Raw genomic sequence first — 25,458 nt, forward strand, 5'->3', positions numbered from 1 at the left:
ACTCCCTTACTGATCAGTAACGTCCCTGTGCCGGGACTCTAGCGCGTGGCGTCGGCATCCGTCAGGGGCGGCATCGGGCGTCCGGCGGGGGCGGGTTGTCCACAGGCTCACTGCGAGTGGGGCCACGGCCAGTAATCTCAGCGGTCATGGAGCAGAGGCATCTCGGCCGTACCGGCCTGCGAGTGTCCCGGATCGGACTCGGCACGCTTACCTGGGGGCGCGACACCGACGAGCACGACGCCGCCGACCAGTTGAAGGCTTTCTGGGAGGCGGGCGGCACTCTCGTCGACACCGCCGATGTGTACGGGGGCGGGGAGGCCGAGTATCTGCTCGGGCAGCTCGTGGACAGACTGCTGCCGCGCCGCGATCTGGTGATCGCCACCAAGGCGGGCAGCGTGCCGGATCCGTACAGACGCTTCAACGGGTCGCGCGGGCATCTGCTCTCCGCCCTGGACGCCTCGCTGGAGCGGCTGGGGACCGATCATGTCGACCTCTGGCAGCTCCACGCGTTCGACACCGGGACACCGTTGGAGGAGACGCTTCAGGCGCTCGACATAGCCGTGAGCAGCGGCCGGGCGAGGTATGCGGGGGTGTCGAACTTCTCGGGCTGGCAGCTCGCCAAGGCGGCGACCTGGCAGCTTGCCGCGCCCGGGGTGCGGACCAGGCTGGCCAGCACACAGATGGAGTACTCCCTGTTGCAACGGGGCGTGGAGCGCGAGGTGCTGCCGGCCGCCGTGGATCTGGAGGTCGGGCTGCTGCCCTCGTCACCGCTCGGCCGGGGGGTGCTGACGGGCAAGTACCGGCGCTCCATGCCCGCCGACTCCCGTGGCGCGTCGGAGCTGTTGGCCCCGTTCGTGGAGCCGTATCTCGACGAACCGGCGAGCCGCATCGTCGACGCGGTGGTGACGGCGGCGGAGGGGCTGGCGACGACGCCGCTGGAAGTGGCGCTGGCGTGGGTCAGGGACCGGCCGGGCGTGGTCGCCCCGATCGTCGGGGCGCGCAACGCGCAGCAGCTCACGGCCGCGCTGTCAGTGGAGAGCCTTAGGCTTCCGGACGAGATCTGCCAGGCGCTCGACGATGTGTCGGCGCCCGTGCACCGCTATCCCGATCAGGACTGGAGCACGCTGTGACTGTGCCTACCCGGGGGACGACCCCCGGCTCCCCCGCCGAGGACCGCGACACCGCAGTCACGGAGGAGCCCGAGTCGCCTTCGGCGCAGGGCGGGGACGGCACAGCCGCGAACGACCCGACGAGCGCCACGGTGCCCGTCGGCGGTGCGCCCGACGGGTCCGCCCCCGCCGGGGACCGGGACCGGGCCGGGGACCCGGCCGCACCGGGCGAGGACGGGGAACCGGGCGAGAACACCGCCCCGGAGGGGGCGCCGGACGGGGCGCCGGACGGGGTCAGCCCTTCGGGGGACGAACGCACAGGCGCACCCGGTACGCGCGGCGGAACCGCCACCGCCGGGGACCAGGGCGGGGACCCGGCCGCACCCGGCGAAGACGGCGAAGCGGGCGAGGACACCGGCTCGGGCGGGGGCTCGAGCCCGCTGGAAAACCACGATGCCGTGGGCGGTACCCCCGCCGTGGGCGGTACCCCCGCCGGGGACGGGGACCAGGGCGGGGACGGTTCCGCCGTGGACAGCGCCCCCGCCAAGGGGCAGGCGGTGGCGCAGCCGTCCGAGGCCGAGGTAGAGATCGCCGCGCAGCGGGAGTTGCGTGAGCGGATCGCGCGGCGGAAGGCCGAGAAGGAGGGCCCCATCCCCGCGGGCGCCAAGCTCAGCGGGCAGGCGGCGGACCTGCTCGCCGCCGTACGGGCCATGGAGGGCGGTCAGGCAGCCCCGGCCCGCCCGGTGGCTCCCGTCGCCGCTCCCGAGCCCGCGGCCCCCGCCGTACCGGCCCAGAACCGGCCCCGGGCCGCCGAGCCCGCCCCCGCGACCGCTCCGGAGGCCGTGGCGGCCGTGACCGCCGTGCTCACCGGGGGCGGCGCGCCGCCCTCGCTGGCGCCGCAGGTCACCGCCACCCTCGGGGAGCGGGCCGGCGACGCGCTGCGCGAGGACCCGTGGCTCCTGCTGTCCGTCCCCGGGGTCCGGCCCGAACAGGCCGACGGTTTCGCCCGCGCCCTCCTCGGTGACGGCTGCGGCCCCGGTGACGAGCGGCGGGCCACCGCTCTCGTCGGCTGGCTGCTGGAGCGCGCCGCCCTGCGGGGACACACCGCGCTCACGTTTCCGGCGGTGCGGGCCGCGCTGGCGGAGCGGTCGGTGCCCGATCCCGACCAGGCCCTCCAGCACGCGATCGCGGAAGGCGCCGTGCTGGTGTTCCAGGACGGCGTCGAGGACGCCGAGGGGGACACGGAGGACGAGGCGGCGGACGGCGCCGCCGACGGCCCGGCCGTGCCCGTCCTGCTCGGGCTCGACCGGTACGCCCTCGCCGAGGAGAGCCTCGCCGACGGTCTGGCCCGGCTGGTGAAGACCGCCCAGGGGGCGTCCTGGGACGAGGCGGCGGCGCAGGCTCCGTCTCCCTCGGCGGCCGAGCTGATCCGCGCGGTCGCCGGACACGGTCTGGTGGTCCACACGGGCGGCGAGGCCGCGCGTGCCGAGCCGGTGGCCCTGGCCGAGGCCGTGCGCACGCTCGGTCTGCGGCCGGTCGTCGCCGCGCACAGCGAGAACGGCCGGCGCCGGCTGGGCGCGGGCGCCGTCACCGTCGCGGGGCTGCTGTCCGGCACGGAGGGGCCGGGGCGGGACGCGGACGGCGCGCTGGACCTCGACCTCCTCCTCGTCCTCGACGCGCCCCAACTGGACGTGGAGACCGCGACGGTGCTGGTCGAGTCGCTGCCCGACGGCGCGCGGCTGGTCCTCTCCGGCGACCCCGGAGTGCTGTGGTCGGCGGGCGCCGGACGGGTCTTCACCGATCTGCTGGCGGCCCGTGTGTGCCCGCAGATCGCCTCGCGCACGCCCGACCCCGGCCCGCTCGGCGAGCTGGTCTCCGGCATCGGCGTCGGTGAGCTGAACCAGGTCGAGGCTCCCGGCAAGGAGATCGTGATCGTGCCCGTGCGGGACGCGGGCGAGGCCGTGCACCGTACGGTGCAGCTCGTCGCCGACTCGGTGCCGCGCGCCATCGGTGTGCCGTCCGGGCAGACGCAGGTGATCACGGTCGGGCACGGCGGCGCGGTGGGGACGCGCGCGCTGAACACGGCGCTCAAGGAGCGGCTGAATCCCGGCCCCGGCCGGTTCGGCGGTTTCGACCCGGACGACCGGGTCGCCTATGTGCCCGCGCCGGGCCGGACCCTGACGGGCTCGGTCGTCTCGGCGGACGCGGAGGGGCTCCGTCTCGACTGCGACGGGGTGCCCGTCGTGGTGCCCAGGGAGCTGGTCGAGTCGGTCGTACGGCACGGCTGGGCGCTCACCGCGCACCAGGCGGCGGGGATGCGGTGGCCTGCCGCCGTCGTGGTCCTGCCGGGTGACGCCGCGCAGGCCCTGAACCGGCCCTGGGTGTACACGGCCTTCGGCCGGGGCGAGCGCCATCTGTCGGTGGTCCACGGCGTCGACCAGGCGCTCGCGCACGCGGTGGCCGGGGTTCCGGCCGCCGAGCGGACGACACGGCTCCGTACGCTCCTGGAGGTCCTGCTGACGCCCGCCGTGTGAGCGGTGTGAATGAGCGATGCGACCCGAACGGCCGTCGGCCCGCCCACGAATCCCGGGGGCGGGCCGACGGCCGTCGTGGGCGAGCCGTCAGGCGTCCTGTTCCTCCAGGTCACCGAGGTCACCGAGGCGGCTGCCGCCGATGCCGTCGAACTCGTCCTCGTCGAAGACCGAGCTGACGTCGAAGCGGCAGACGACCTGCTGCGGATCGGCCTGCTCGAAGGGTGCGCCGAGCCATTCACCGGGCTCCGGAAGGTCGTCGGCGGCCGACACCCACAGGGTGGAGTCGCCCTCCTCCAGGCCGAACTCCTTGTGCCGGGACGCGATCTCGTCGGGTTCGTACTCGCCGAAGAGCACGCCCACAGCGGCGTGCACACTGGCGCCGACGACCGCCACGGTCTCGGCGTCCCCGTCGACATCGGCGATGCGCTGTGCCTGGGCGAGCAGTCTCCGCGGCTCCGCCACCGCGTAGTCACGGCGGATCAGCACGCTGAGCGCGTTCGGCTCCTCGGGTCCTCGGTAGGGCGGCAGGGAGTCGTCCGTGCCGGGAATCTCGAACGGGGTGACCTCGTCGTAGAGGTCGTAGAGCCGCTCGTCGTACGCCTCCGCCGCGGTGGCAAGGGCGTTGAACGCCTCGGAAACGGCCGGGTCGTCCTCCCCCGTACGGCGTTCGACCGCCGCGAGGTGACGGTCCAGCGCGACCTTGACCGCCTCGGCGGCGGCACGTACCTCGGCAGCCGTGGGCTGCGCAGCATCAGACATAGAGCAGACGCTATCCGTACCGGGCCTCTGCCCGCACAATAGATGCGATGCCGGAATACGAATTTGTCGACGTGTACGTGCCGCGCGGGGTGTCCCGCGGCGACGCGACCCGCCTGCTGACCGACCACGCCGAGTACGGACACTGGGAAATGGACCGACTGAGCCTCCACCGGGACGGCAGCCGCAGAGTGCGGCTGCGCCGGCGCATCATCCGTCAGGTACGCGCCACCTGGTGAACGGCGACGGGGCGGGGACCCGCTGTGTGCGGGGACCCGCCCCGTGCCGTACCGGGCCGGGGACCCGCCGTACTCGCGCTGTTACGCGGCGGCGCGGGTGCGGCGGTAGATGACGCTGCCCGCGAGAAGCAGGGCCGCGCCGGCCGGGATCACCAGTCCGAGGCCGCCGGCGCCGGTCTCGGCCAGCACCTCGGTGCCCTCCGGGGCGGCGGGCCGGTCGACGGCCTTCGTGTCCGGGTGGTTCGGGGCCGGCGGGACGACGCGGTCCGTCGGAGGCTCGGGGGTGACCGGCTCCTCGGGCTTCTCGGGTGGCGGCGCGGGGGTGCCCGCGTTGTTCGCGCACTCGTTGCCGAACGCGGGGTTCAGCACCCCGACGACGTCGACGCTGTTCCCGCAGACGTTCACGGGGACGTCGATCGGCACCTGGATGACGTTGCCGGAGCCGACACCGGGTGAGTTGCCGGCGCCTCCCCCGGCGTGCGAGCCGCCGCCGTGCCCGCCCTGCGACCCGTTGCCTCCGGGGCGGTCCTTGCCGCCGTGCGAGCCGCCGCCACCGTCGGAGGCGTTCGCACAGCTGTTGCCCATGGCGGGGTTCAGCACCCCGACGACATCGACGGTGTTGCCGCAGACGTTGACCGGGACGTGCACCGGGACCTGGACGTTGTTCCCGGACAGCACGCCCGGGGAGTTCGACGCCGTTCCGTCCGCGGCCGATTCGGCCTGTGCGTAGCCGCCGCCGATGGCGAATACGCCGCCGGCCGCCGCAACGGTGATCAGGCCTTTGCGCGTGACCTGTCTCATAGCTTGTTCCTGCCTTCTGCCTTCCGGTTACCCCCGGCACGACCGCCTGGGGATTGAGGCCCAGCGGCCCCGGAGTGCATGGCACGCACTCCGGGGCCGCCCGGGCTCAGACCCTTACGGGTTGAGGTACAACGTCACGCGTTGACGCAGGTGTTGCCGAAGGTGGGGTTCAGCAGCCCGATCACGGAGACCGTGTTGCCGCACGCATTCACCGGAATGTGGATGGGCACCTGGATGACATTGCCCGAGAGCACACCGGGGGACCCGACAGCGGCACCCTGGGCACCGGAGTCGGCAACGGCCATGCCCGCGCCCGCGAGCACGAGACTGCCGGTGGCAGCCGCAGCGGCGACGACCTTCTTGATCATTATTCCTCCTCGTTGGCAAACGCGGTCCCAACCTCGGACCGCACACCTGTAACGAGAAGGAAGTAATCGGGCTACGAGCGTATGGTCGCATTCACTCTTTTCAGTCGCGTGCGTACGCGCTGTCGAATACCCGGCTCAGCAGGCGTCGATGAAGCGGTCGAGCACCCGTACGCCGAACTTCAGGCCGTCCAGCGGCACCCGCTCGTCCACGCCGTGGAACATCCCGGCGAAGTCCAGCTCCGGCGGGAGCTTGAGCGGGGCGAAGCCGAAGCCGCGGATGCCGAGGTCGTCGAAGGACTTGGCGTCCGTACCGCCCGAGAGCATGTACGGGACGGCCCGCGCGATCGGGTCCTCGGCGACGAGCGCGGTCTGCATGGCGTCCACGATCTTGCCGTCGAAGCTGGTCTCCAGGGCCTTGTCGCCGTGCACGTCCTCGCGCCGCACGCGCGGGCCGAGGATCCGGTCGATGTCGGCGAGGAACTCCTCCTCGTAGCCGGGCAGGAAGCGGCCGTCCACATGGGCGGTCGCCCGGCCGGGGATCACGTTCACCTTGTAGCCCGCGCCGAGCATGGTGGGCGCGGCGGAGTTGCGCAGGGTGGCGCCGATCATCTTCGCGATGCCGCCGAGCGTCGCGAGGGTGCCCTCCATGTCCTCGGGGTCGAGCGGTACGCCCAGCGCGTCGGACAGCTCGTCGAGGAAGGACCGCACGGTCTTCGTCATCCGCACCGGCCACTCGTGCCGGCCCAACCGTCCGACCGCCTCGCAGAGTTCGGTGATGGCGTTGTCGGTGTTGGTCATCGAGCCGTGGCCGGCCGTACCGTCCACGGTCAGCCGCATCCAGTGCATACCCTTCTGCGCCGTCTCGACGAGATACAGCCGCAGGTTCTCGTTGACGGTGAAGGAGAAGCCGCCGACCTCACTGATCGCCTCGGTGACGCCCTCGAAGAGATCCGGGTGGTTGTCGACGAGGTACCGCGCCCCGTACGTACCACCCGCCTCCTCGTCGGCCAGGAAGGCGAGGACGATGTCGCGCGGGGGCTTGCGCCCGCTGCGGAGCCTGTCCCGCACCACGGCGAGGGTCATGGCGTCCATGTCCTTCATGTCGACCGCGCCGCGCCCCCAGAGGCAGCCGTCGGCGATCTCACCGGCGAACGGGTCGTGCGTCCAGTCGTCCGCGTTGGCGGGGACGACGTCGGTGTGGCCGTGGATGAGCAGCGCGGGCCTGGAGGGGTCCTCGCCGGCGATCCTGGCCACGGTGGAGGCACGGCCCTTGTGCGACTCGAAGATCTTCGGTTCGAGTCCCACCTCGGCCAGTTTCTCGGCCACGTACTCGGCGGCGAGCCGCTCGCCGGGGCCCGAGTGGTCGCCGTAGTTGCTGGTGTCGATCCGGATCAGGTCGCGGCAGAGGTCGACGACCTCGTCCTCGCCCCGGACCGTCCCGCCCGTGTTCGACTCGCTCACGCTGCTCACTCCCGCTGTCGTTGCCGGTGGTCGTCCCATCCTCCCACCGGGGCGGGATCGGGCAGCGCCCGATGTTTGCTATGGTTTTCCACGTCGGAACGGCCTCGGGTCGCCCGGCGGACACCTTGTCCGGGTGGCGGAATGGCAGACGCGCTAGCTTGAGGTGCTAGTGCCCTTTATCGGGCGTGGGGGTTCAAGTCCCCCCTCGGACACTCACCGGAAAAGCCCCTGCCGAGCAGGGGCTTTTCGCTGTTCGCGGCGCGTACTCAGCCGCCGGCGCTGATCCACTCGTCCAGTTGCGGCGCCTCGTCGCCGATGGTGGTCGAGTCGCCGTGGCCGGTACGGACCACTGTCCCCGGGGGCAGCGTCAGCAGCCGGTCGCGGATCGACTCGATGATCGTCGGGAAGTGCGAGAAGGACCGCCCGGTGGCGCCGGGACCGCCCTGGAAGAGCGTGTCACCGGTGAAGACCGTGGACAGGCCGGGGGCGTACAGGCAGACGGCGCCGGGCGCGTGGCCCGGGGTGTGCAGCACCGTCAGGGTGGCGCCGGCCACCGACAGGGTCCGGCCGTCGGCGAGTTCGCCGTCCGGGAGGCGGTCCGGGTGGGTCTGCTTCCACAGCGGGAGGTCGTCCGGGTGGAGCAGGATGGGCGCCCCGGTCGCGGCGGCGAGGGCCGGTGCCGCGTCGATGTGATCGTTGTGGGCGTGGGTGCAGACGATCGCGCGCAGTGTCCGTCCGCCCAGCGCGCGCTCGATGGCCCCGGCGTCGTGGGCCGCGTCGATGACGATCGCCTCGGTGTCGTCGCCGACGATCCAGACGTTGTTGTCGACGTCCCAGGTGCCGCCGTCGAGCGAGAAGGTGCCCGAGGTGACGAGGTGGTCGATACGGGCGGCCATCAGAGCGTCACCACCGAACGCAGGACGTCGCCCTCGTGCATCCGGGCGAACGCCTTCTCGACGTCGCCGAGTCCGATGGTCTCGGTGACGAACGCGCCCAGGTCGATCCGGCCCTGCTGGTGCAGGTCGATGAGCATGGGGAAGTCGCGGGAGGGCAGACAGTCGCCGTACCAGGACGACTTGAGCGAGCCGCCGCGGCCGAAGACGTCGAGCAGCGGCAGTTCGAGCTTCATCTCGGGGGTGGGGACGCCGACCAGGACGACCGTGCCGGCCAAGTCGCGTGCGTAGAAGGCCTGTTCGTACGTCTCCGGGCGGCCGACCGCCTCGATGACGACATCGGCGCCGAAGCCCCCGGTCAGCTCCCGGATCGCCTCGACGGCGTCGGTGGAGCGGGAGTTGACGGTGTGGGTGGCGCCCATCGCCTTCGCCGTGGCCAGCTTGCGGTCGTCGATGTCGACGGCGATGATCCGGGCCGCGCCCGCGAGTCGGCTGCCGACGACCGCCGCGTCGCCGACCCCGCCGCAGCCGATGACGGCGACGGAGTCGCCCCGGCCGACGTTGCCGGTGTTGATCGCCGCGCCGATGCCGGCCATGACGCCGCAGCCCAGCAGACCGGCGACGGCCGGTGAGACGGCCGGGTCGACCTTGGTGCACTGTCCGGCGGCGACCAGCGTCTTCTCCGCGAAGGCCCCGATGCCGAGCGCGGGGGACAGCTCGGTGCCGTCCGTCAGGGTCATCTTGCGCTTCGCGTTGTGGGTGTTGAAGCAGTACCAGGGCCTGCCCCGCAGGCACGCCCGACAGCTGCCGCAGACGGCACGCCAGTTGAGAATGACGAAATCACCGGGGGCGACGTCGGTGACACCGTCGCCGACCGACTCGACCACACCCGACGCCTCGTGTCCGAGGAGGAAGGGGTAGTCGTCGTTGATCCCGCCCTGCTTGTAGTGCAGATCGGTGTGGCAGACACCGCACGCCTGGATCTTCACCACGGCCTCGCCGGGGCCGGGATCGGGGATCACGATCGTCTCGACCCGAACCGCCTCGTTCTTGCCGGGCGCCACGACGCCTTGCACCTGCTGCGACATGCCAGGACCTGCCTCTCCATCGAGCCTGAAGAGGCAAGTCTGACACCGCCGCGGGCGCACGCGCTCCCGGTCAGGGCGCCAGTACGTCGAGTTCCTGGAGGGCGCCGACGGCGATCTCCCGCGTCAGTTCCTCCGCGCGGGCCGCGTCCCGCTCCCGTACGGCCTCGGCGACCTGTACGTGCAGGGTGACGGCCGCCGGGTCCGGGTCGTGGAACATCACCTCGTGCCGCGTACGGCCCGTCAGGACCTCCGCGACCACATCGCCGAGGCGGGCGAACATCTCGTTGCCCGACGCGTCGAGAACCACCCGGTGGAAGGCGATGTCGTGCCGCAGATAGCCCTCCAGCTGGTGGCCGCGCGACGTGGCGACCATCCCGAGCGCCTGCTCGGTGAGGGCGGCGCACTGCTCGGGCGTGGCGTGGAGGGCGGCGAGACCGGCGGCGACCGGCTCGATCGCGGAGCGCAGCACGGTCAGGGAGCGCAGCTGGCGCGGCCGGTCGCTGCCCGCGAGCCGCCAGCGGATGACCCGTGGGTCGTAGACGTTCCACTCGCGGGCGGGCAGCACCGTGACGCCGACGCGGCGCCGCGACTGCACGAGGTGCATCGACTCCAGGACGCGGACGACTTCGCGTACGACGGTGCGCGAGACGTCGAAGCGCTGGGCGACCTCGTCGGTGCGCACGACGCCGCCCACGGGGTACTCGCCCCCCGTGATGGCGAGACCGAGGGTGTCGAGCACATGGGTATGCAGGCCCCGGCCTTCTGTGGTCATGACGGAAGCCTACGGGGCGGGTACGGCGAAGAAAAAATATGACGTGTGGGTTACGACCTCTTGAATACGTCGTACATATGGGTTTCAGTAGCGCGGAAGCAGCGGAGCACGTGAAGACAGCGAGGCATCAGATGAGCACCCCCCACGTCGTCGTGGTGATGGGCGTGGCAGGTACCGGCAAGACCACCGTCGGTCCCCTGCTGGCCTCCGCACTGGGCGTCCCGTACGCCGAGGGCGACGACTTCCACCCCCCGGCGAACATCGCCAAGATGTCGGCCGGCACCCCGCTGGACGACGACGACCGCCGGCCCTGGCTCGACGCCATCGGGCGGTGGGCGCACGACCGGGCCGGTCTCGGCGGAGTGGTCAGCAGTTCGGCGCTCAAGCGCGCCTACCGCGACAGGCTGCGGGCTGCGGCGCCCGACGCCGTCTTCCTGCATCTCACCGGTGACCGCGCCCTGATCGAGCGTCGGATGTCCGACCGCAAGGGGCACTTCATGCCGACCGCCCTGCTGGACTCCCAGTTCGCCACGTTGCAGCCGCTCGGCGACGACGAGGCGGGCGTCGCCGTCGATGTGACGGGCACCCCCGAGGAGATCACCGAACGGGGTGTCGCCGCACTTCGCCGTCTGGACCGTCCCCAACAGCCCGAACCCGCCTGACGGGCAGGGCCCGCCCGCCCGGAAGAACTCCCCCGACTCCCCGAACTCCCCGAACTGAGGAACCCCCGTGACCAGTCTCAGCGTCGAGACGCTGGCAGCGGACGCCGTAGAACCGATCACCTCGGCCGGCAACACGCAGCTGGGCATCGCCGTTCTCGCCGGTATTGCCGTCATCGTCCTGCTCATCACCAAGTTCAAAGTGCACGCCTTTCTCGCCCTGACCATCGGCACACTGGCACTCGGCGCCTTCGCCGGCGCGTCCCTGGGCGACACGATCACCAGCTTCTCCGCCGGTCTCGGCTCCACCGTCGCCAGCGTCGGCGTGCTGATCGCGCTCGGCGCGATACTCGGCAAGCTGCTCGCGGACTCGGGCGGCGCCGACCAGATAGTCGACACGATCCTCAGCCGGGCGAGCGGGCGCGCGATGCCCTGGGCGATGGTCCTCATCGCCTCGGTGATCGGGCTGCCGCTGTTCTTCGAGGTCGGCATCGTGCTGCTGATACCGGTGGTGCTGCTGGTCGCCAAGCGCGGCAACTTCTCCCTGATGAGGATCGGTATCCCGGCACTGGCCGGCCTCTCCGTCATGCACGGACTGATCCCGCCGCACCCCGGCCCGCTCGTCGCGATCGACGCCATCGGCGCCGACCTCGGCGTCACTCTGGCGCTGGGCCTGGTCATCTCCGTACCGACGGTGATCATCGCCGGTCCGGTGTTCTCCCGCTACGCCGCGCGCTGGGTGGACATCCAGCCGCCCGAGCGGATGCTCCAGACGCTGGAGAAGCGCCCGTCCGACGAGACCGACCGGCGCCCGAGCTTCGGCGCCACCGTCGCGACGGTCCTGCTGCCCGTCGTCCTGATGCTGGTCAAGGCACTGGTCGACATCGTCGTGGACGACCCGGAGAACCAGGTCCAGAAGGTCGCCGATGTCGTCGGCTCGCCGCTGATCGCGCTGCTCGCCGCCGTGGTGGTCGGCATGTTCACCCTGGGACGCGCCGCCGGATTCACCAAGGACCGGCTCGCCTCGACCGTCGAGAAGTCCTTCGGGCCCATCGCGGGCGTGCTGCTGATCGTCGCCGCGGGCGGCGGTTTCAAGCAGACCCTGATCGACGCGGGCGTCGGCCAGATGATCCTGGAGTTCTCCGAGAACTGGTCGATCCCGGCGCTGCTGCTGGGCTGGCTGATCGCGGTGGCGATCCGGCTGGCGACCGGTTCGGCGACCGTCGCGACGATCTCCGCAGCGGGTCTGGCGGCGCCGCTCGCCGCGGACATGTCCACCTCGCACGCGGCGCTGCTGGTCCTGGCGATCGGCGCCGGATCGCTCTTCTTCAGCCATGTGAACGACGCCGGATTCTGGCTGGTGAAGGAGTACTTCGGGATGGACGTCGGCCAGACGGTCAAGACCTGGTCGGTGATGGAGACGATCATCTCCGTGGTCGGTCTCGGCTTCGTGATGCTGCTCTCGCTGATCCTTTAGCGCGCACCCGGCACGGCGGGGCGGGTCACTCCTCTTCCTTCCAAAAAGGGTGCTCCCGCTCCGCCCACGGCCGTTGAACCGATCCGGTCCGCATGCCGTGACGCGCCCGCGGGTCCGCGAACGCCATCCCGATGTGCCCGGCGAGCACGAGCCCCACGGCCAGCGACAGCCAGTCGTGGACGAAGGTGGCGCTCGTCCGCCACACCAGCGGTGTCAGCCCGGTGAACCACATCATCAGCCCGGTGGCGAGCATGACCAGTACGGCTCCGGCGATCCAGCCCGCGTACACCTTCTGGCCGGCGTTGAACTTGCCCGACGGCCGCGATTCGGGCCGGAAGTCGCGCCTGCGTACCGCGCGCAGCCACTCCTTGTCGTGCGGCGCGAAACGGTTCAGCCGCCGCAGATCCGCGCGGAAGGACGGGGACGCGAGACCCACAAGGAACGGCGCGGGCAGCAGCAGTCCCGACCACTGGTGCAGGGTGACCACCAGATGGCGTCGGCCGACGAGTTCGGCGAGCTGCGGCACGTACAGACAGGCCGCCGTCGCCACGCACAGCAGCATCAGCGCGGCCGTGGTGCGGTGGACCAGCCGCTCGGCGCGGCTGAACCGCCGGCGAAGCCGGGGGGGCGTGTCCGGTGTCGTGTCCGGTGTCGTGTCCGGCGGGTCGCCGTGCGGGTCTTCCCGCCGGTCAGACCGTCGGGGTGTCGGCGCGGCCGTTGGACCGCCCGACCCAGGCGTCGACGTCATAGCCGCGCTCCTCCCAGTAGCCGGGGCGGACGTCGGAGGTGACGGAGATCCCGGAGAGCCATTTCGCCGACTTGTAGAAGTACATGGGCGCCACGTAGAGCCGTACCGGACCGCCGTGCGAGTGCTCCACCGGCTTGTCCTGCATCTTCAGCGCCACCAGCACGTCGGCCCGTCGGGCCTGCTCCAAGGTCAGGCTCTCGGTGTACGTGCCGTCGAAGCAGGTGAAGCGGACCGCCTTCGCGCCGGGCCGTACCCCCGCCGCGTCGAGGATGCGCGACAGCCGTACGCCCTCGAACGGAGTGTCCGGCACACGCCAGCCGGTGACGCACTGCACGTCCCGGACCAGGCGGGTCTGCGGCAGCTTGCGCAGGGCGTCGAGCGTGTACGTGGTGGGCCGGTCGACCAGCCCGTCCACCGTCAGCCGGTAGTCCTCGGGGCCCTTGCGGGGTACGGAGGTGGCCACCGAGTAGTAGCGGAACCCGCTCCCGTTGGGCAGCAGGCCGGTCAGCCCCGTCGGGTCACGGTCGGACGCCGCGCCGAGGAAGGTTTCGAGTCCACGCTGGAGATACGGCGCGGTGAGGACGCCCGCCGCGCCGAGTCCGAGCATCGAGAGCACCAGGCGCCGCCCGACGGGCGTGCCCTCCTGGTCGCCTTGTGGAGTGGTCACGCACCGATTCGAACACCGCCGGGGCCCGGAAACCAGGGGCGCCGGGATTCCGTCATGGTTTCGTCAGAGTCCGGCAGACTGACGCCCATGGAGAAGCCCCAGGAGCACCGCGAACCCCTCCCGCCCTTTCTGCTCGCCTTCCCCGGGCCGCTGCGCGATCAGCTGGTCGCCGCCGTGCTGCGCGGGGAGAAGGTCTCGACGACGGGCCTGCTGGCCGAGTACGAGGCGGAGAAGGAGGAACTGCCGCCGGTCGGTGAACGCTCGGCGCTGATCGACTCGCAGGGCCGTGAGGTCGCCGTGACGGAGCTGACGGAGGTACGGGTGCTGCCGCTGGGGCAGGTCGATCTCCAGCACGCGCTGGACGAGGGCGAGGGATACGAGTCGGTCGAGGCCTGGCGCGCGGGCCACGAGGCGTTCTGGCACAGCGACGAGATGCGGGACGCGCTGGGCGACCCGTCGTTCACGGTCCACGACGGCACGCTGGTGGTGGCGGAACGCTTCCGGGTCGTCGAACGCCTGTAGTGCGCCGGTGGACCGGTGGCCGTAAGCCGTCCCAGCCCACCGCCCGCACCCCGGCCGACCGCCCGCCGTCCCAGCCCACCGCCCGCCGCCTCAGCCCACCGCCTCCGCCGCCGCCCGGCCCGCCGCACGGCCGGAGAAGACGCAGCCGCCCAGGAAAGTGCCCTCCAGCGAGCGGTACCCGTGCATGCCGCCCCCGCCGAAGCCGGCCGCCTCCCCCGCCGCGTACACGCCCGGCAGCGGGGTCCCGTCCTGCCGCAGCACGCGCGACGACAGGTCGGTCTCCAGGCCGCCGAGCGACTTGCGGGTGAGGATGTGCAGCCGGACGGCGATCAGCGGACCGGCCTTGGGGTCGAGGATGCGGTGCGGCGCCACCGTACGGATCAGCTTGTCGCCCAGATACGAGCGCGCCCCCCGGACCGCCGTCATCTGAAGGTCCTTGGTGAACGGGTTCGCGACCTCCCGGTCCCGGGCCGTGATCTCCCGGCGCAGTTCGGCCTCGTCGATCAGCGGCTCCCCGGTGAGCGCGTTCATGCCGCGTACGAGCGCGGCCAGGTCCTTCTCCACGACGAAGTCCGCGCCGTTGTCCATGAACGCCTTCACCGGTCCCGGCACGTCCTGCCGCGCCCGGTTGATCACGTCGCGCACGGACTTCCCCGTCAGATCGGGGTTCTGCTCGGAGCCCGAGAGCGCGAACTCCTTACCGATGACGCGCTGGTTGAGGACGAACCAGGTGTGGTCGTGACCCGAGTGCATGATGTGGTCGAGCGTGCCGAGGGTGTCGAAACCGGGGAACAGCGGCACCGGCAGCCGTCTGCCGCGCGCGTCGAGCCACAGCGACGAGGGGCCGGGCAGGATCCGGATGCCGTGCCTGGCCCAGATCGGGTTCCAGTTCTCGATGCCCTCCGTGTAGTGCCACATCCGGTCGCGGTTGATGTGGTGGGCACCGGCGTTCTCGGTGATGCCGAGCATCAGGCCGTCGACATGGGCGGGCACGCCGGAGAGCATCTTCTCGGGCGGGGTGCCGAGGCGTTCGGGCCACTGCGCGCGTACGAGGTCGTGGTTGCCGCCGATGCCGCCGGACGTCACGATCACGGCCTGCGCCCTGAGTTCGAACGCCCCGGCCGTGACGCGGCTGCTGGCCGTGCCGCGTTCGGCGTCGCTCGGCTCCAGCACCTCACCCGTCACGGTGTCGACGGCGCCGGCCGTGGCGCCGAGTCCGGTGACCCGGTGCCTGAAGCGGAACGTCACCAGCCCCTCGGCGACGCCTTCACGGACCTTCCGCTCGAAAGGCTCGACGACCCCGGGGCCCGTCCCCCAGGTGATGTGGAAGCGCGGCACCGAGTTGCCGTGCCCGCGCGCCCCGTAGCCGCCGCGCTCGGCCCAGCCGACGACCGGGAAGAACCGCACACCACGCTCGCGCAGCCAGGAGCGCTTCTCCCCGGCGGCGAAGTCCACGTACGCCTCCGCCCACTTGCGCGGCCAGTGGTCCTCGGCACGGTCGAAGCCGGCCGTGCCGAGCCAGTCCTGGAGCGCGAGTTCACGGCTGTCCTTGACGCGCAGCCGCCGCTGCTCGGGAGAGTCCACGAGGAACATCCCGCCGAAGGACCAGTGCGCCTGTCCGCCGATGGACCCTTCGGGCTCCTGGTCGAGCAGGATGACCGAACGCCCGGCGTCGACGAGTTCGGCGGTGGCGACCAGCCCCGCCAGTCCCGCGCCGATCACGATCACATCAGCGTCGTACGCCATGGGTTCCCACCTTCTCGGGACGACTGAGGTGGTCCGATCTTCCGTACGGGCCGGTAACGAGTCAACCGTTCGGCATGCCAGGCTGTCCCCCATGAGCGCCGCTGACGAAATCCTCGACATCGTCGACGAGAACGACCGGGTCGTCCGGCAGGCCACGCGCGGCGAGGCGTACGCGAAGGGGCTGCGGCACCGCTGCGCCTTCATCCTGGCGCGCGACGCCGAGGACCGTGTCTTCGTCCACCGCAGGACCGCGACCAAGCTGGTGTTCCCCTTGCACCACGACATGTTCGTGGGCGGAGTCGTGGGCGCGGGCGAGACGTACGACGACGCGGCGCTGCGGGAGGCCGAGGAGGAACTGGGCGTCCCGGGGCTCCCGCGCCCCGTACCGCTGTTCTCCTTCCTGTACGAGCCCGGGGGCGGCGGCCAGGGGTGGTGGTCGCGCGTCTACGAGGTCCGCTGCCCGCTGCCGGTCTCCCCGCAGACGGAGGAGATCGACTGGCACGCCTTCCTCACGGAGGAGGAGCTGGACCGGCGGCTGGCGCGGAGCGCCGCCGACGGCGGGTGGCTGTGGACGCCGGACGGGCTGGCGGCGTACGAACGGCTCAGGGCGACCCGCGCGTGACGGCGCCCGCCGAGGGCCGTGGGCCGGGCCGTAAGGTGCGACGCGTGATCGACTTCGTACGGAACCTGCGTCTGTGGTTCGCGCCCCGGCGGATCGGCGACGAGGGCACGACCCCCGACTACCGTTTCTCGCTCGCCAACGAACGCACGTTCCTCGCCTGGATCCGTACCGCGCTCGCCCTGGTGGGCGGCGGATTCGCGGTGGACCAGTTCCTGCCCGACCTGCGCTGGGGTGTCCGCGTGGGGCTGGCCGTGGTCCTCTTCGCGATCGGCGCGCTCAGCGCGCTGCGGGCGATCAGCCAGTGGGTGCGCAGCGAGCGGGCGATGCGCCGGGGCGAGGACCTGCCGGTGACCCCGTTCCCGACGCTGCTGGGTCTGTCGGTCGCCGCCGTCGCCGTGATCATGCTGGTCGTGGTGTTGATCGACCGGCCGGGCTGATGGGGAGCCCGCCCGCGCCCGGGTCCGCGCGGGACCCCGGCCTCCAGCCGGAGCGGACCCGGCTGGCCTGGCGGCGTACGACCCTGACGTACACGGTCGTCGCGGTACTCGCGGGCAGACAGGTCGTCAGGGGCGAGGTGACGGCGGCGGGGGTCGTGGCGGCGGCGCTGGGCGCGCTGGTGTGGCTGGCGTTCCTGTGGGTGGCGCACCGGCGGATCGTGGCGCTGGACACCGCGCGCCCGCGTGCGCTGCCGGTGCGCGCGGGGGTCGCGGCGGTGGCCTGTGTGGTCTGCCTGGCGGCGTTCGGCATGACCGTGCTCTGAACCGACACCGGCGCGGGACCCCTGGTGGGGGACTGTCTCCCGTGCGGGCTACGCGGGCGTCCCACCGGCTCGTGCAGGAGGCCCTGACGAACGCCCGGGCTCAGATGGGCGATGGCCGTCGCGGTGCCCGCGAACGAGTGGCAGCCGCGCAGCCGGTCGACGGCGCAGCCGACCGACACGAGGGTGGGACAGGCGACGGGCCACCGTCGGCAGACGGCGAGCGGAAGGCGCTGGTGGCCGACCGCGACGACGGCCAGTGCGTCGTACGGGGGTCGGTACGTCCCCGAGCACCGTCCCGTGGCTCTGCGACGCCGGCACGAACGACCCGGCGAGGAGGAGCGTCCCGGGCGAGAGGTACCGGAGATGTGCCGTCGGCCCGGCGCCACATCTCCGGGGCCCGCCGCAGACCGATCACCGGGGCGAGTCCAGCGAACCCGCCGGGCGCGCGGGCGTGGGTGTGTGCCCGCGGGCTTATGCATGGCCAACCCGGTCCGATATCCAGGGCGTGTCCGGAAAGTCCCGCCCGACTCGCGACGCCTGGCACGGCACCTCTTTCCCGTGGCCCCCGAGGGGGCACGGGAGGTGCCCCCTGCGTTGTCGGAGTCGGCCGAGTACGGCCGGTTCATCCACCACTCCGATCCTCCGCCTTGCGATGCACCGCGCCGTCCGCCCGCGGGCCCCGCCCCGCGGACTATGCGTGGCCAACCCGGTCCGGATGTCTAGCGGTTGCCCGTTCTGTAGCGTGCCCGGGTGCCCGCGCGGGGGCGGGTGCCGGAGCCGGTGCGGGAGGTCGCCCTCGTACGGAGCGCCAGGGCGATCCTGCGCTGTTCGCGTCCCGCGAAGCCCGGCTCACGGGCCATCAGCCGGATCAGTTCCTCGCGTACGGCGGTGTCGCGGCCCGCCTCGGTGAAGTACCGGGCCTCGGCGAGCGCGCGGGCGACCTGGTGGTGACGGGGCGTCAGTGCCGACGGCTCGTCGAACCAGTTCCAGTGCGGGAACGACTCGTTGACCTTCGGCTGGTCGTTCGCCAGATGTGACCACACGCGGTGGTCGAGGGACACGTTGGTCACATGCCCGGCGGGCAGGGTCCGCACCCAGTCGTTGTCGGGGTCCTGCTGCCAGCGCCGGGTGTTGGGGCTGCTGCGGCAGCGCGACGTCACCCCGATGTAGCGGAGCTTGCGGCGGATGACCGCCCACGGTTCGCGGCTCTCCTCGATCCAGGTGGCCAGGTGCCGGTGGAGCGTGCCGTAGCTGCGTCCCCAGGCGACGACGTCGACCAGCGCGATCGGGCGCTTGCGGCGGGCCAGCGCGTACGGCTCCAGGCCCACGGCGGCGAGATGCTCGCGGAAGCGGCGCCCGGCGGCCGGGCTCCAGTGGTCGTCGGCCGTGCAGGACACCGGCAGCCGCAGCAACCGCCCGTCCCACGGGGAGTGTTCCAGCGCGCCTGTCAGCAAGTCGTACATGGAGTCGAGCGACCGGCCGAGGAAGCAGAGGTCGGCGCCGTCGGAGCGGGCGAGGACCTTGGCGGTGACGGCGGTCAGCTCGGAGAGGACCGGCTCGCCCGGCGTGCTCAGCTCCCGCGGTGCGGGGAGCGTGCCGAGTTGGTCGGGCCGGCCGCCGCCGAACGCGGACAGCGACCAGCGGTAGGGCCTGGGCGGCGGCGCGGTCTCGGCGGTCATGCGTCCCAGTTCAGCACCGCCCGCCCCGTGCGGTCATTCGATTTTCGGGACGCGAAACCGGACCTACCGGCCATGACGGGCGGGGCTGGTAGCCTCCCGCCCAACTTCGCAAACCGCTGTATCAACCAACAAAAGGTGTACATCATGACCGCAATTCACCAGGAACACCCGACGCACGAGCACACCCACGGACCGACCTGCGGCCACACCGAGGTGCGGCACGGCGACCATGTCGACTACGCGCACGACGGTCATCTGCACCGGAAGCACGCCGAGCACTGGGACGAGTGCGAGCCCGTCGCCCATGTCACCCACGAGAACCACACCCACCGGCACGGCGAGGGCTGCGGCCACCCCGCCGTCGCGCACGGCGACCACAAGGACTACGTCCACGACGGCCACCGCCACGCCGCCCACGACGGGCACTGGGACGACCACTGACGCCGGACGGATCGCCGGGACACGGCCGGGTCCGCCCACGGACCCGGCGCACCGGCCCCGTCACCCCCTTCGGCGGTTTCCCGCCACGCACTGGACGGCATACCGACTGGTCGGCATCATTAACGGCGAAGACATCCCCCCGCCACTCCGCCGCCATGGAGGTACCACCGATGAGCGCCAGTCCCCCGCCAGGACTCGACCCGGAGAAGCTGCGCGGCCGTCTCGACCGCGACCGCCCCGGTCTGGTGGAGGGACCGCTGAGCGCCCGGCTGATCGAGGGCGGCCGGTCGAACCTGACGTACGCGGTCACCGACGGCGCCCATGACTGGGTGGTCCGCCGGCCCCCGCTCGGCCATGTGCTGGCCACGGCGCACGACATGAAGCGTGAGTTCCGGGTGACCAGCGCGCTGCACCCGACAGCCGTGCCGGTGCCCGGCCCCCTGCTGCTGTGCGAGGACCCGGAGGTGCTCGGGGCGCCGTTCTACCTCATGGAGTACGTGACGGGGACCCCGTACCGCACGGCGGAACAGCTCGCCCCGCTCGGCCCCGAGCGCACCCGTGCCGCGCTCCTCGGTCTCGTCGACACCCTCGTCGAGCTGCACGCGGTCGACCCCAACGCGGTGGGTCTCGCCGACTTCGGCCGCCCCGAGGGCTTCCTCGACCGCCAACTGCGCCGCTGGGCCAAGCAGTTGGATGCCTCACGCAATCGCGACCTGGCCGGTGTCGACGAGTTGCACGCGGCTCTCGGACGCTCCCTGCCCCACTCCCCCGCGCCCACAGTCATCCACGGTGACTACCGGCTCGACAACGTCCTGATCGGCGACGACGACCGCATCAACGCCGTGCTGGACTGGGAGATGTCCACGCTCGGCGATCCGCTGACGGACCTCGGTCTGCTGGTGATGTACAGCGCGCCACTTCAGATCACGGGCTCACCGATCAGCACGACCGCCGGCGCGGCCGGCCATCCGTCCCCGGCCGAGCTCATCGAGCGCTACACCGCCGGGTCCGGCCGCGACACCTCGGCGATCGCCTGGTACACGGCCTTCGCCTGGTTCAAGCTCGCGGTGATCCTCGAAGGCATCCACTACCGCTACACGCTGGGCCAGACGGTCGGCGGCGGTTTCGAGCGCATCGGGGATCTCGTCCCCGTCTTCATCGAGCACGGCCTCACCACCCTGCAGGAAGGCTGACCGGACCCATGGACTTCGCATTCGACGCCCGCACCGAGGAACTGCGCACCGAGCTGCTGGCCTTCATGGACGAGCGCATCCGTCCCGCCGAGGCGATCGCGCACGAACAGCGGGCCCGGCTCGCCGACCCGTGGGACACCCCGGCGATCGTGGACGAGCTGAAGGCCGAGGCCCGTGAGCGCGGGCTGTGGAATCTGTTCCTCCCGGACGCGGAGCACGGTGCCGGGCTCACCAATCTCCAGTACGCCCCGCTCGCCGAAATCACCGGCCGCAGCCCCCAGTTGGCCCCGACGGCACTCAACTGCGCGGCGCCCGACACCGGAAACATGGAGGTCCTGGCCCAGTTCGGCAGCGACGAGCAGAAGAAGCGCTGGCTGGAGCCGCTGCTCGCCGGTGAGATCCGTTCGGCGTTCGCGATGACCGAGCCGGAGGTCGCCTCGTCCGACGCGACGAACATCCGCACCCGGATCGACCGCGACGGCGACGACTATGTGATCAACGGCCGCAAGTGGTACATCTCCGGGGCGATGAATCCGGACTGCCGGATCTTCATCGTGATGGGCAAGACCGATCCGGACGGCGCCGACCCCCGCCGCCAGCAGTCGATGATCCTCGTCCCGCGCGACACCCCGGGCCTCACGGTCGAGCGCGCGATGAGCGTGTACGGCTACGAGGACCACTACCACGGCGGCCACGCCGAGGTGGTCTTCTCCGACGTCCGCGTACCGGCGGCCAATCTCATCGGCGAGGAGGGTGGCGGCTTCGCCATCGCGCAGGCCCGGCTCGGCCCCGGCCGGATCCACCACTGCATGCGGCTCATCGGCATGGCCGAGCGCGCCATCGAGCTGATGTGCCTGCGGGCGGTCTCCCGTACGGCCTTCGGCAAGCCCATCGCCCAGCAGGGCGTGGTCCAGAACTGGATCGCCGACGCGCGGGTGACGGTCGAGCAGTTGCGGCTGCTGGTGCTCAAGACGGCCTGGCTGATGGACACGGTCGGCAACCGGGGCGCGCACACGGAGATCCAGGCGATCAAGATCGCGACGCCGCGCGCGGTGGTCGACATCATCGACAGCGCGGTGCAGCTGCACGGCGCCGGCGGGGTCAGCCAGGACTTCCCGCTGGCGGAGCTGTGGGCCGCCGCGCGGACGCTACGGCTGGCCGACGGCCCGGACGAGGTGCACCAACGGTCGCTGGCACGCCGCGAGTTGAAGAAGTACCGGTAGGGCCGGGGCGGACTACGGGCGCAGTGCGCGCAGCAGCAGGTCCGCGAGGTGGTCGGCGACCTGCTGCGGTGTGAGCGGGCCGTCCGGCCGGTACCAGGTGGACAGGTGGTGGACCGATCCGAAGTGGTAGTCCACCACCAGGTCGGAGGGCGTGGCGGAGGTGAACACCCCGCTGAGCTGGCCCTCTTCGACCAGTGCGCGGAACCGCTCGTGGTAGCGCCGCCGCTCGGCCCGTACCTGCTTGTTCTTCTCCGGGCTCAGATGGTGCATCGAGCGGAAGAAGATCGCCGCGTCGTCCAGATTGTCGATGGTGGTCACGACGACGTCGGCCGCCGCCGCGCGCAGCCGCCGCTCCACGGGCTCGTCGGCGTCGGCGAAGGCGTCCAGCCGCTCCTGCTGGAGGCGGAGCACGCGGGCGTACACCTCCTGGAGGAGGTCTTCCTTGGAGCCGAAGTAGTGGTAGAGCGCGCCCTTGGTGACGCCGGCCGCCTCCACGATCTCCTGGACCGACGTACTGCCGTAACCCTGCTCGGCGAAGAGCCGGGTGGCGGCGGCAAGCAGGCGCTGGGGGACGGGGGTGCCGTTCCCGTCCGTCGTTCTGGCCACTGTCGCCACCTGCCTCTCTCAGCTCGCGGCGGTGTCCGCCGCCGCGGTGTTCGGTGCCGTCGCGTTCGGCACCGTCTCCTGGCGTGAACGCGGTTCACACCTGGGGATCTTCCCATTCGTGGTCCTGGACGGCTCGGGCAGGACCCGTACACCGTACGGCTCCGTCATCGCCCGGCTCCTTCCCATTTCTGCTGGATCTGGTTCATGCCGGTCAGCCAACGGTCGGGGTCGGTGGCGCGGGCCCGGTAGTAGCCGGCCACCTCGGTGTGCGGCAGTACCAGGAACCGGTCCTCGGCCATCGCGTCGAACAGCGCTTCGGCGACGGCCTCGGGCTCGATCGCCGTCGGGGCGAGTACCAGATCGCCCGCCGATCCGGCCGAGGTGAGCATGTCCGTACGGACGCCCTGCGGGCAGATGGCATGGACCTTGAGCCCGCGGTGGCGGTAGGTCAGCGAGAGCCATTCCGCGTAGGCGAGCGCGCCGTGCTTGGTGACGCTGTACGGCGCGGCGCCGATCATCGTGAGCAGTCCGGCGGCGGAGACGGTGGAGACGAACCGGCCGGCGCCGCGCTCCAGCCAGTCGGGCAGCAGGATCCGGGAGGCGCGGACGTGCGCCATGACGTTGACGTCCCAGGCCGAGGCCCAGACGTCCTCGTCGGCGAAGGCGTCGCCGGGCGAGCCGAGACCCGCGTTGGCGCAGTAGATGTCGACGGTGCCGCCGAGCGCGTCGCGGGCCTGTTCGACCACGGCGGAGGCGTCGCCCGGTACGGCGACGGTGCCGGAGCCGATGGACTCGGCGACAGCCGCGGCCTTCGCGGCGTCGAGGTCGTTGACGACGACGCGGGCGCCGCCGGCGGCGAATCCGCGGGCGAGGGCGGCACCGATTCCGCCGCCGGCTCCTGTGACCACCACACGTGCGCCCTGCACCGTACTCATCGGACCTGCCTCTCCGGTTCACCGCGGGACAACACCACTCGACCCCGGCAGACTAACCAGTCGGTATGTCGCGACGGAAGAGGTCCGGCCGCCGGGTCCGCCCGGTGGGCGGGGCCCAACCGCACGTCCACGACCGGGAGTCGTTCGCCCCGGTACGTACGGGGATCGCGCCGCCGGTCACGGCGAAACGGTCGCGGACACGGACGAGGTGGCCGGCGCCCGGCAGGGCGAACTCACCGCGTTCCGGGCACAACGGGCACGTCACCTGCTGTACCGCCGCCCGGTCCGGCGGCATCTCTCAGGAGTGAAAAATCGCCTGCTGGCTGCCATCGCATTTTCGATGGAGCCGGATCGGGCACGCGTACGTCTATTGGATGACGCTGGTACAGCAACCGACGGAGGTGGCAGGCGATGGCCGGATTCCGGAGTCTCGCGAGACAGGTGCGCGATCCGCGATGCGATCTGGCGCTGCGCCGGTATTCACTGCGCAAGTGCCTTGAGCGATTCGCCCCTTATGGGCATCGAGCCACCTGGGACCACCTCTGCGAACGGCACGACATCGAGCCGGAGGACAGAGCTCCCGATCCGGCGCGGCTGACGGCCGCGCTCGACGAACTCGAAGAGGCGCGGGCCGTCTGGCTCGCCTACGAGGTCCAGTTCGCCAAGCGCCGCAAGCGCGAGAAGCACGACGGGCTGAGAAGACCGGGAACGTTCGACGACTGGCACCGCCGGACCTGGGGCGGCAACGGGGTGGCGCGGTGCGACGACCCGGCCGTCCACCCGGCGGAGCCGCTCGCCGAGGTGTTGCGCCGGCTGATCGCCGGACTGGAGTCGGGACCGGGCGGCGTGTGCCCGGTGTGTACGGAGAAGGGGATCGTCTGGCGTCCGGATCTGTCGCAGGCCCCTTGGTCGGGACCGGTGTGCATGGGCTGTGGCATTGTCGTGCCGCGGCCCGTTCTCACATCCGAGGCCATTCAGCGGGCGAAGCTCCTGCGGCAGCGGGAGCTGGCCTCGGTCGCCTGACCCGCCGCCGGGCGGGCCCGACGACGGCGGACGGCATACGGATCGGTTCGGGGACGCACCGGTCCGTCAGGACGTACGCGACAGTGCGCGGAGACTACTTCGTCGCGCGCCTGCGCTCCGCCAGGAGCCGTGAGCCGGACATCCGGTCGCCGAAAGCGTCGTCCGGGTTGGACAGCACGCACGACTCCAGCGACAGACACCCGCAGCCGATGCAGTCGGTCAGATGGTCCCGCAGCCGGCCGAGCCGTTTGATGCGCTCGTCGAGTTCCGAGCGCCACGCCTTGGAGAGCCGGGCCCAGTCGTCGTGGTTCGGTGTACGCCCCTCGGGAAGCTCGGCGAGAGCGTCCCTGATGGTGGCGAGCGGGATACCCACGCGCTGGGCCGCGCGCACGAAGGCGACCCGGCGCAGTGTGTCCCTGCTGTAGCGGCGCTGGTTGCCGCTGGTCCTGCGGCTGCTGATCAGACCCTTGGCCTCGTAGAAGTGCAGGGCCGACGTCGCGGCACCGCTGCGCGCTGACAGCTGCCCGACGGTGAGTTCTTGAACCTTCTCCGGAATCTTCGGCACCCGGCCGAGCCTACGTGTCACGCGTTGACAGGACAGTCGGCCCCAACCATGCTGAGCAAGCGCTTGGACACCACGCGGACGGCGCTTGAGAGGCAGGTATCGACAGACATGGCTGAGCCGAGGGTCTTCACTTCCGCCGAGGAGCTGCGCGCCGCCGTCGGCGAGCAGTTGGGGCACAGCGACTGGCTGGAGGTCGACCAGAAGCGGATCGATCTCTTCGCCGAGGCCACCGGTGACCACCAGTGGATCCATGTGGACCCGGAGCAGGCGGCGAAGGGACCGTTCCGCACGACCATCGCGCACGGCTATCTGACGCTGTCGCTCCTGCCGGTCCTCGTCCCGCAGGTCCTGGCCATCGAGAACGTGACGATGGGCGTCAACTACGGCGTCAACAAGGTCCGTTTCCCCTCCCCCGTGCCCGTGGGCTCACGGCTGCGCGGTACGGCCGTAGTGAAGGACGTCGCCGAGGCGGGCGGCGGTGTCCAGGTCACCACGGTCGTCACGGTGGAGCGCGAGGGCGCCGAGAAGCCGGCGTGCGTGGCGGAGTCGGTGTCCCGGTACTACTTCTGAC

General features: G+C 71.6%; 29 protein-coding genes, 1 tRNA gene and 1 pseudogene. 16 read left to right on the forward strand and 15 right to left on the reverse strand.

Annotated features, from left to right (window positions below; all coding sequences use genetic code 11):
• Positions 1-146 precede the first annotated feature (146 nt).
• Both SSPS47_RS05730 and SSPS47_RS05735 read left to right on the forward strand, forming a co-directional pair.
• Positions 147-1,130: an aldo/keto reductase gene (locus SSPS47_RS05730; protein ID WP_164249226.1), complete on the forward strand. Its 984-nt coding sequence runs from the start codon at positions 147-149 to the stop codon at positions 1,128-1,130.
• Between the two features lie 455 nt (positions 1,131-1,585).
• Complete coding sequence (locus tag SSPS47_RS05735) at positions 1,586-3,643, forward strand: helix-hairpin-helix domain-containing protein (protein WP_239065222.1); 2,058 nt, start codon at positions 1,586-1,588, stop codon at positions 3,641-3,643.
• 87 nt (positions 3,644-3,730) lie between these two features.
• Here the strand turns inward: SSPS47_RS05735 and SSPS47_RS05740 are convergent, their stop codons facing one another.
• Positions 3,731-4,402 (reverse strand): hypothetical protein, encoded by a 672-nt coding sequence (locus SSPS47_RS05740; protein WP_147877396.1) that lies wholly within the window; start codon positions 4,400-4,402, stop codon positions 3,731-3,733.
• A 47-nt stretch (positions 4,403-4,449) separates the two neighbouring features.
• Here SSPS47_RS05740 and SSPS47_RS05745 point away from each other — a divergent pair, with 47 nt between their 5' ends.
• The gene (locus SSPS47_RS05745) at positions 4,450-4,638 is read left to right on the forward strand and encodes a DUF5703 family protein (protein WP_164249228.1); all 189 of its coding nucleotides are present in this window, start codon (positions 4,450-4,452) and stop codon (positions 4,636-4,638) included.
• 81 nt (positions 4,639-4,719) lie between these two features.
• Here SSPS47_RS05745 and SSPS47_RS05750 read toward each other — a convergent pair whose 3' ends face one another.
• The 3 genes from SSPS47_RS05750 to SSPS47_RS05760 all read right to left on the reverse strand — a co-directional run bounded on the left by SSPS47_RS05750 (position 4,720) and on the right by SSPS47_RS05760 (position 7,268).
• The gene (locus tag SSPS47_RS05750) at positions 4,720-5,439 is read right to left on the reverse strand and encodes a chaplin (RefSeq protein WP_164249230.1); all 720 of its coding nucleotides are present in this window, start codon (positions 5,437-5,439) and stop codon (positions 4,720-4,722) included.
• 134 nt (positions 5,440-5,573) lie between these two features.
• Positions 5,574-5,807, reverse strand: coding sequence for a chaplin ChpH (gene chpH, locus SSPS47_RS05755; protein ID WP_147877398.1), 234 nt, complete (start codon positions 5,805-5,807; stop codon positions 5,574-5,576).
• A gap of 135 nt (positions 5,808-5,942) precedes the next feature.
• Positions 5,943-7,268, reverse strand: coding sequence for a M20/M25/M40 family metallo-hydrolase (locus tag SSPS47_RS05760; RefSeq protein ID WP_164249232.1), 1,326 nt, complete (start codon positions 7,266-7,268; stop codon positions 5,943-5,945).
• Between the two features lie 127 nt (positions 7,269-7,395).
• Here SSPS47_RS05760 and SSPS47_RS05765 point away from each other — a divergent pair.
• A tRNA-Leu gene (locus tag SSPS47_RS05765) sits at positions 7,396-7,480 on the forward strand.
• A gap of 54 nt (positions 7,481-7,534) precedes the next feature.
• On the opposite strand, the gene SSPS47_RS05770 is transcribed toward SSPS47_RS05765, so the two are convergent.
• From SSPS47_RS05770 to SSPS47_RS05780, 3 genes are all read right to left on the reverse strand, one after another.
• Positions 7,535-8,164, reverse strand: a complete 630-nt coding sequence (locus SSPS47_RS05770; protein WP_164249234.1) for an MBL fold metallo-hydrolase — start codon at positions 8,162-8,164, stop codon at positions 7,535-7,537.
• Positions 8,164-9,249, reverse strand: coding sequence for an S-(hydroxymethyl)mycothiol dehydrogenase (locus SSPS47_RS05775; protein ID WP_147877401.1), 1,086 nt, complete (start codon positions 9,247-9,249; stop codon positions 8,164-8,166). Before SSPS47_RS05775 ends, SSPS47_RS05770 begins: the two co-directional genes overlap by 1 nt.
• Before the next feature lie 70 nt (positions 9,250-9,319).
• Positions 9,320-10,021, reverse strand: a complete 702-nt coding sequence (locus SSPS47_RS05780; protein ID WP_147877402.1) for an FCD domain-containing protein — start codon at positions 10,019-10,021, stop codon at positions 9,320-9,322.
• Between the two features lie 131 nt (positions 10,022-10,152).
• Here SSPS47_RS05780 and SSPS47_RS05785 point away from each other — a divergent pair, with 131 nt between their 5' ends.
• Positions 10,153-10,683 carry a gluconokinase gene (locus tag SSPS47_RS05785; RefSeq protein WP_164249235.1) on the forward strand — a complete coding sequence of 177 codons (531 nt, stop codon included), beginning with the start codon at positions 10,153-10,155 and terminating at the stop codon, positions 10,681-10,683.
• Between the two features lie 67 nt (positions 10,684-10,750).
• Positions 10,751-12,157 carry a gluconate:H+ symporter gene (locus SSPS47_RS05790; RefSeq protein WP_164249238.1) on the forward strand — a complete coding sequence of 469 codons (1,407 nt, stop codon included), beginning with the start codon at positions 10,751-10,753 and terminating at the stop codon, positions 12,155-12,157.
• Positions 12,158-12,182: 25 nt separating this feature from the next.
• Here the strand turns inward: SSPS47_RS05790 and SSPS47_RS05795 are convergent, their stop codons facing one another.
• The gene (locus SSPS47_RS05795) at positions 12,183-12,905 is read right to left on the reverse strand and encodes a cytochrome b/b6 domain-containing protein (RefSeq protein ID WP_164249240.1); all 723 of its coding nucleotides are present in this window, start codon (positions 12,903-12,905) and stop codon (positions 12,183-12,185) included.
• Positions 12,847-13,512: a molybdopterin-dependent oxidoreductase gene (locus SSPS47_RS05800; RefSeq protein ID WP_164254399.1), complete on the reverse strand. Its 666-nt coding sequence runs from the start codon at positions 13,510-13,512 to the stop codon at positions 12,847-12,849. Before SSPS47_RS05800 ends, SSPS47_RS05795 begins: the two co-directional genes overlap by 59 nt.
• Before the next feature lie 147 nt (positions 13,513-13,659).
• Between SSPS47_RS05800 and SSPS47_RS05805 the strand changes: the two genes are divergently transcribed.
• Positions 13,660-14,094 carry an ASCH domain-containing protein gene (locus tag SSPS47_RS05805; protein WP_164249241.1) on the forward strand — a complete coding sequence of 145 codons (435 nt, stop codon included), beginning with the start codon at positions 13,660-13,662 and terminating at the stop codon, positions 14,092-14,094.
• A 90-nt stretch (positions 14,095-14,184) separates the two neighbouring features.
• On the opposite strand, the gene SSPS47_RS05810 is transcribed toward SSPS47_RS05805, so the two are convergent.
• A complete protein-coding gene (locus SSPS47_RS05810; RefSeq protein ID WP_164249243.1) occupies positions 14,185-15,840 on the reverse strand; it encodes an FAD-binding dehydrogenase in 1,656 nt (551 codons plus the stop codon).
• Between the two features lie 91 nt (positions 15,841-15,931).
• Between SSPS47_RS05810 and SSPS47_RS05815 the strand changes: the two genes are divergently transcribed.
• From SSPS47_RS05815 to SSPS47_RS05825, 3 genes are read left to right on the forward strand one after another with little or no spacing between them, the layout of a single operon-like run.
• On the forward strand, positions 15,932-16,462 hold the full coding sequence (locus tag SSPS47_RS05815; protein WP_164249245.1) for an NUDIX domain-containing protein: 531 nt from the start codon (positions 15,932-15,934) through the stop codon (positions 16,460-16,462).
• A 44-nt stretch (positions 16,463-16,506) separates the two neighbouring features.
• Entirely contained in the window at positions 16,507-16,899 is a 393-nt protein-coding gene (locus SSPS47_RS05820; RefSeq protein WP_147877409.1) for a DUF202 domain-containing protein, read from the forward strand.
• Complete coding sequence (locus SSPS47_RS05825; protein ID WP_164249247.1) at positions 16,899-17,222, forward strand: DUF202 domain-containing protein; 324 nt, start codon at positions 16,899-16,901, stop codon at positions 17,220-17,222. The genes SSPS47_RS05820 and SSPS47_RS05825 overlap by 1 nt, the downstream gene beginning before the upstream one ends.
• Positions 17,223-17,941: 719 nt before the next feature.
• On the opposite strand, the gene SSPS47_RS05830 is transcribed toward SSPS47_RS05825, so the two are convergent.
• A complete protein-coding gene (locus tag SSPS47_RS05830; protein ID WP_164249249.1) occupies positions 17,942-18,901 on the reverse strand; it encodes a hypothetical protein in 960 nt (319 codons plus the stop codon).
• A gap of 144 nt (positions 18,902-19,045) precedes the next feature.
• Between SSPS47_RS05830 and SSPS47_RS05835 the strand changes: the two genes are divergently transcribed.
• The 3 genes from SSPS47_RS05835 to SSPS47_RS05845 all read left to right on the forward strand — a co-directional run bounded on the left by SSPS47_RS05835 (position 19,046) and on the right by SSPS47_RS05845 (position 21,758).
• The gene (locus SSPS47_RS05835) at positions 19,046-19,342 is read left to right on the forward strand and encodes a hypothetical protein (RefSeq protein WP_164249250.1); all 297 of its coding nucleotides are present in this window, start codon (positions 19,046-19,048) and stop codon (positions 19,340-19,342) included.
• 170 nt (positions 19,343-19,512) lie between these two features.
• A complete protein-coding gene (locus SSPS47_RS05840; protein ID WP_164249252.1) occupies positions 19,513-20,535 on the forward strand; it encodes a phosphotransferase family protein in 1,023 nt (340 codons plus the stop codon).
• A gap of 8 nt (positions 20,536-20,543) precedes the next feature.
• Positions 20,544-21,758, forward strand: coding sequence for an acyl-CoA dehydrogenase family protein (locus SSPS47_RS05845; protein ID WP_164249254.1), 1,215 nt, complete (start codon positions 20,544-20,546; stop codon positions 21,756-21,758).
• A 12-nt stretch (positions 21,759-21,770) separates the two neighbouring features.
• Here the strand turns inward: SSPS47_RS05845 and SSPS47_RS05850 are convergent, their stop codons facing one another.
• The 3 genes from SSPS47_RS05850 to SSPS47_RS05860 are packed head-to-tail and all read right to left on the reverse strand — an operon-like array spanning position 21,771 to position 23,299.
• Complete coding sequence (locus SSPS47_RS05850; protein ID WP_164249256.1) at positions 21,771-22,364, reverse strand: TetR/AcrR family transcriptional regulator; 594 nt, start codon at positions 22,362-22,364, stop codon at positions 21,771-21,773.
• 18 nt (positions 22,365-22,382) lie between these two features.
• Entirely contained in the window at positions 22,383-22,532 is a 150-nt protein-coding gene (locus SSPS47_RS05855; RefSeq protein WP_164249258.1) for a hypothetical protein, read from the reverse strand.
• Complete coding sequence (locus tag SSPS47_RS05860) at positions 22,529-23,299, reverse strand: SDR family oxidoreductase (protein ID WP_164249259.1); 771 nt, start codon at positions 23,297-23,299, stop codon at positions 22,529-22,531. Before SSPS47_RS05860 ends, SSPS47_RS05855 begins: the two co-directional genes overlap by 4 nt.
• Positions 23,300-23,397: 98 nt before the next feature.
• Here SSPS47_RS05860 and SSPS47_RS35200 point away from each other — a divergent pair.
• A pseudogene (locus SSPS47_RS35200) lies at positions 23,398-23,576 on the forward strand (DUF1343 domain-containing protein); the annotation flags it as partial.
• Positions 23,577-23,710: 134 nt separating this feature from the next.
• A complete protein-coding gene (locus tag SSPS47_RS05865; RefSeq protein ID WP_164249262.1) occupies positions 23,711-24,322 on the forward strand; it encodes a hypothetical protein in 612 nt (203 codons plus the stop codon).
• 94 nt (positions 24,323-24,416) lie between these two features.
• On the opposite strand, the gene soxR is transcribed toward SSPS47_RS05865, so the two are convergent.
• Positions 24,417-24,887: a redox-sensitive transcriptional activator SoxR gene (gene soxR / locus SSPS47_RS05870; protein ID WP_147877418.1), complete on the reverse strand. Its 471-nt coding sequence runs from the start codon at positions 24,885-24,887 to the stop codon at positions 24,417-24,419.
• A gap of 108 nt (positions 24,888-24,995) precedes the next feature.
• Here soxR and SSPS47_RS05875 point away from each other — a divergent pair, with 108 nt between their 5' ends.
• The gene (locus SSPS47_RS05875; RefSeq protein ID WP_164249264.1) at positions 24,996-25,457 is read left to right on the forward strand and encodes a MaoC family dehydratase; all 462 of its coding nucleotides are present in this window, start codon (positions 24,996-24,998) and stop codon (positions 25,455-25,457) included.
• The last annotated feature ends 1 nt before the right edge of the window (position 25,458 follow it).

Origin of the sequence: Streptomyces sp. S4.7 (genome assembly GCF_010384365.1) — a bacterium.
Taxonomy (GTDB): domain Bacteria; phylum Actinomycetota; class Actinomycetes; order Streptomycetales; family Streptomycetaceae; genus Streptomyces.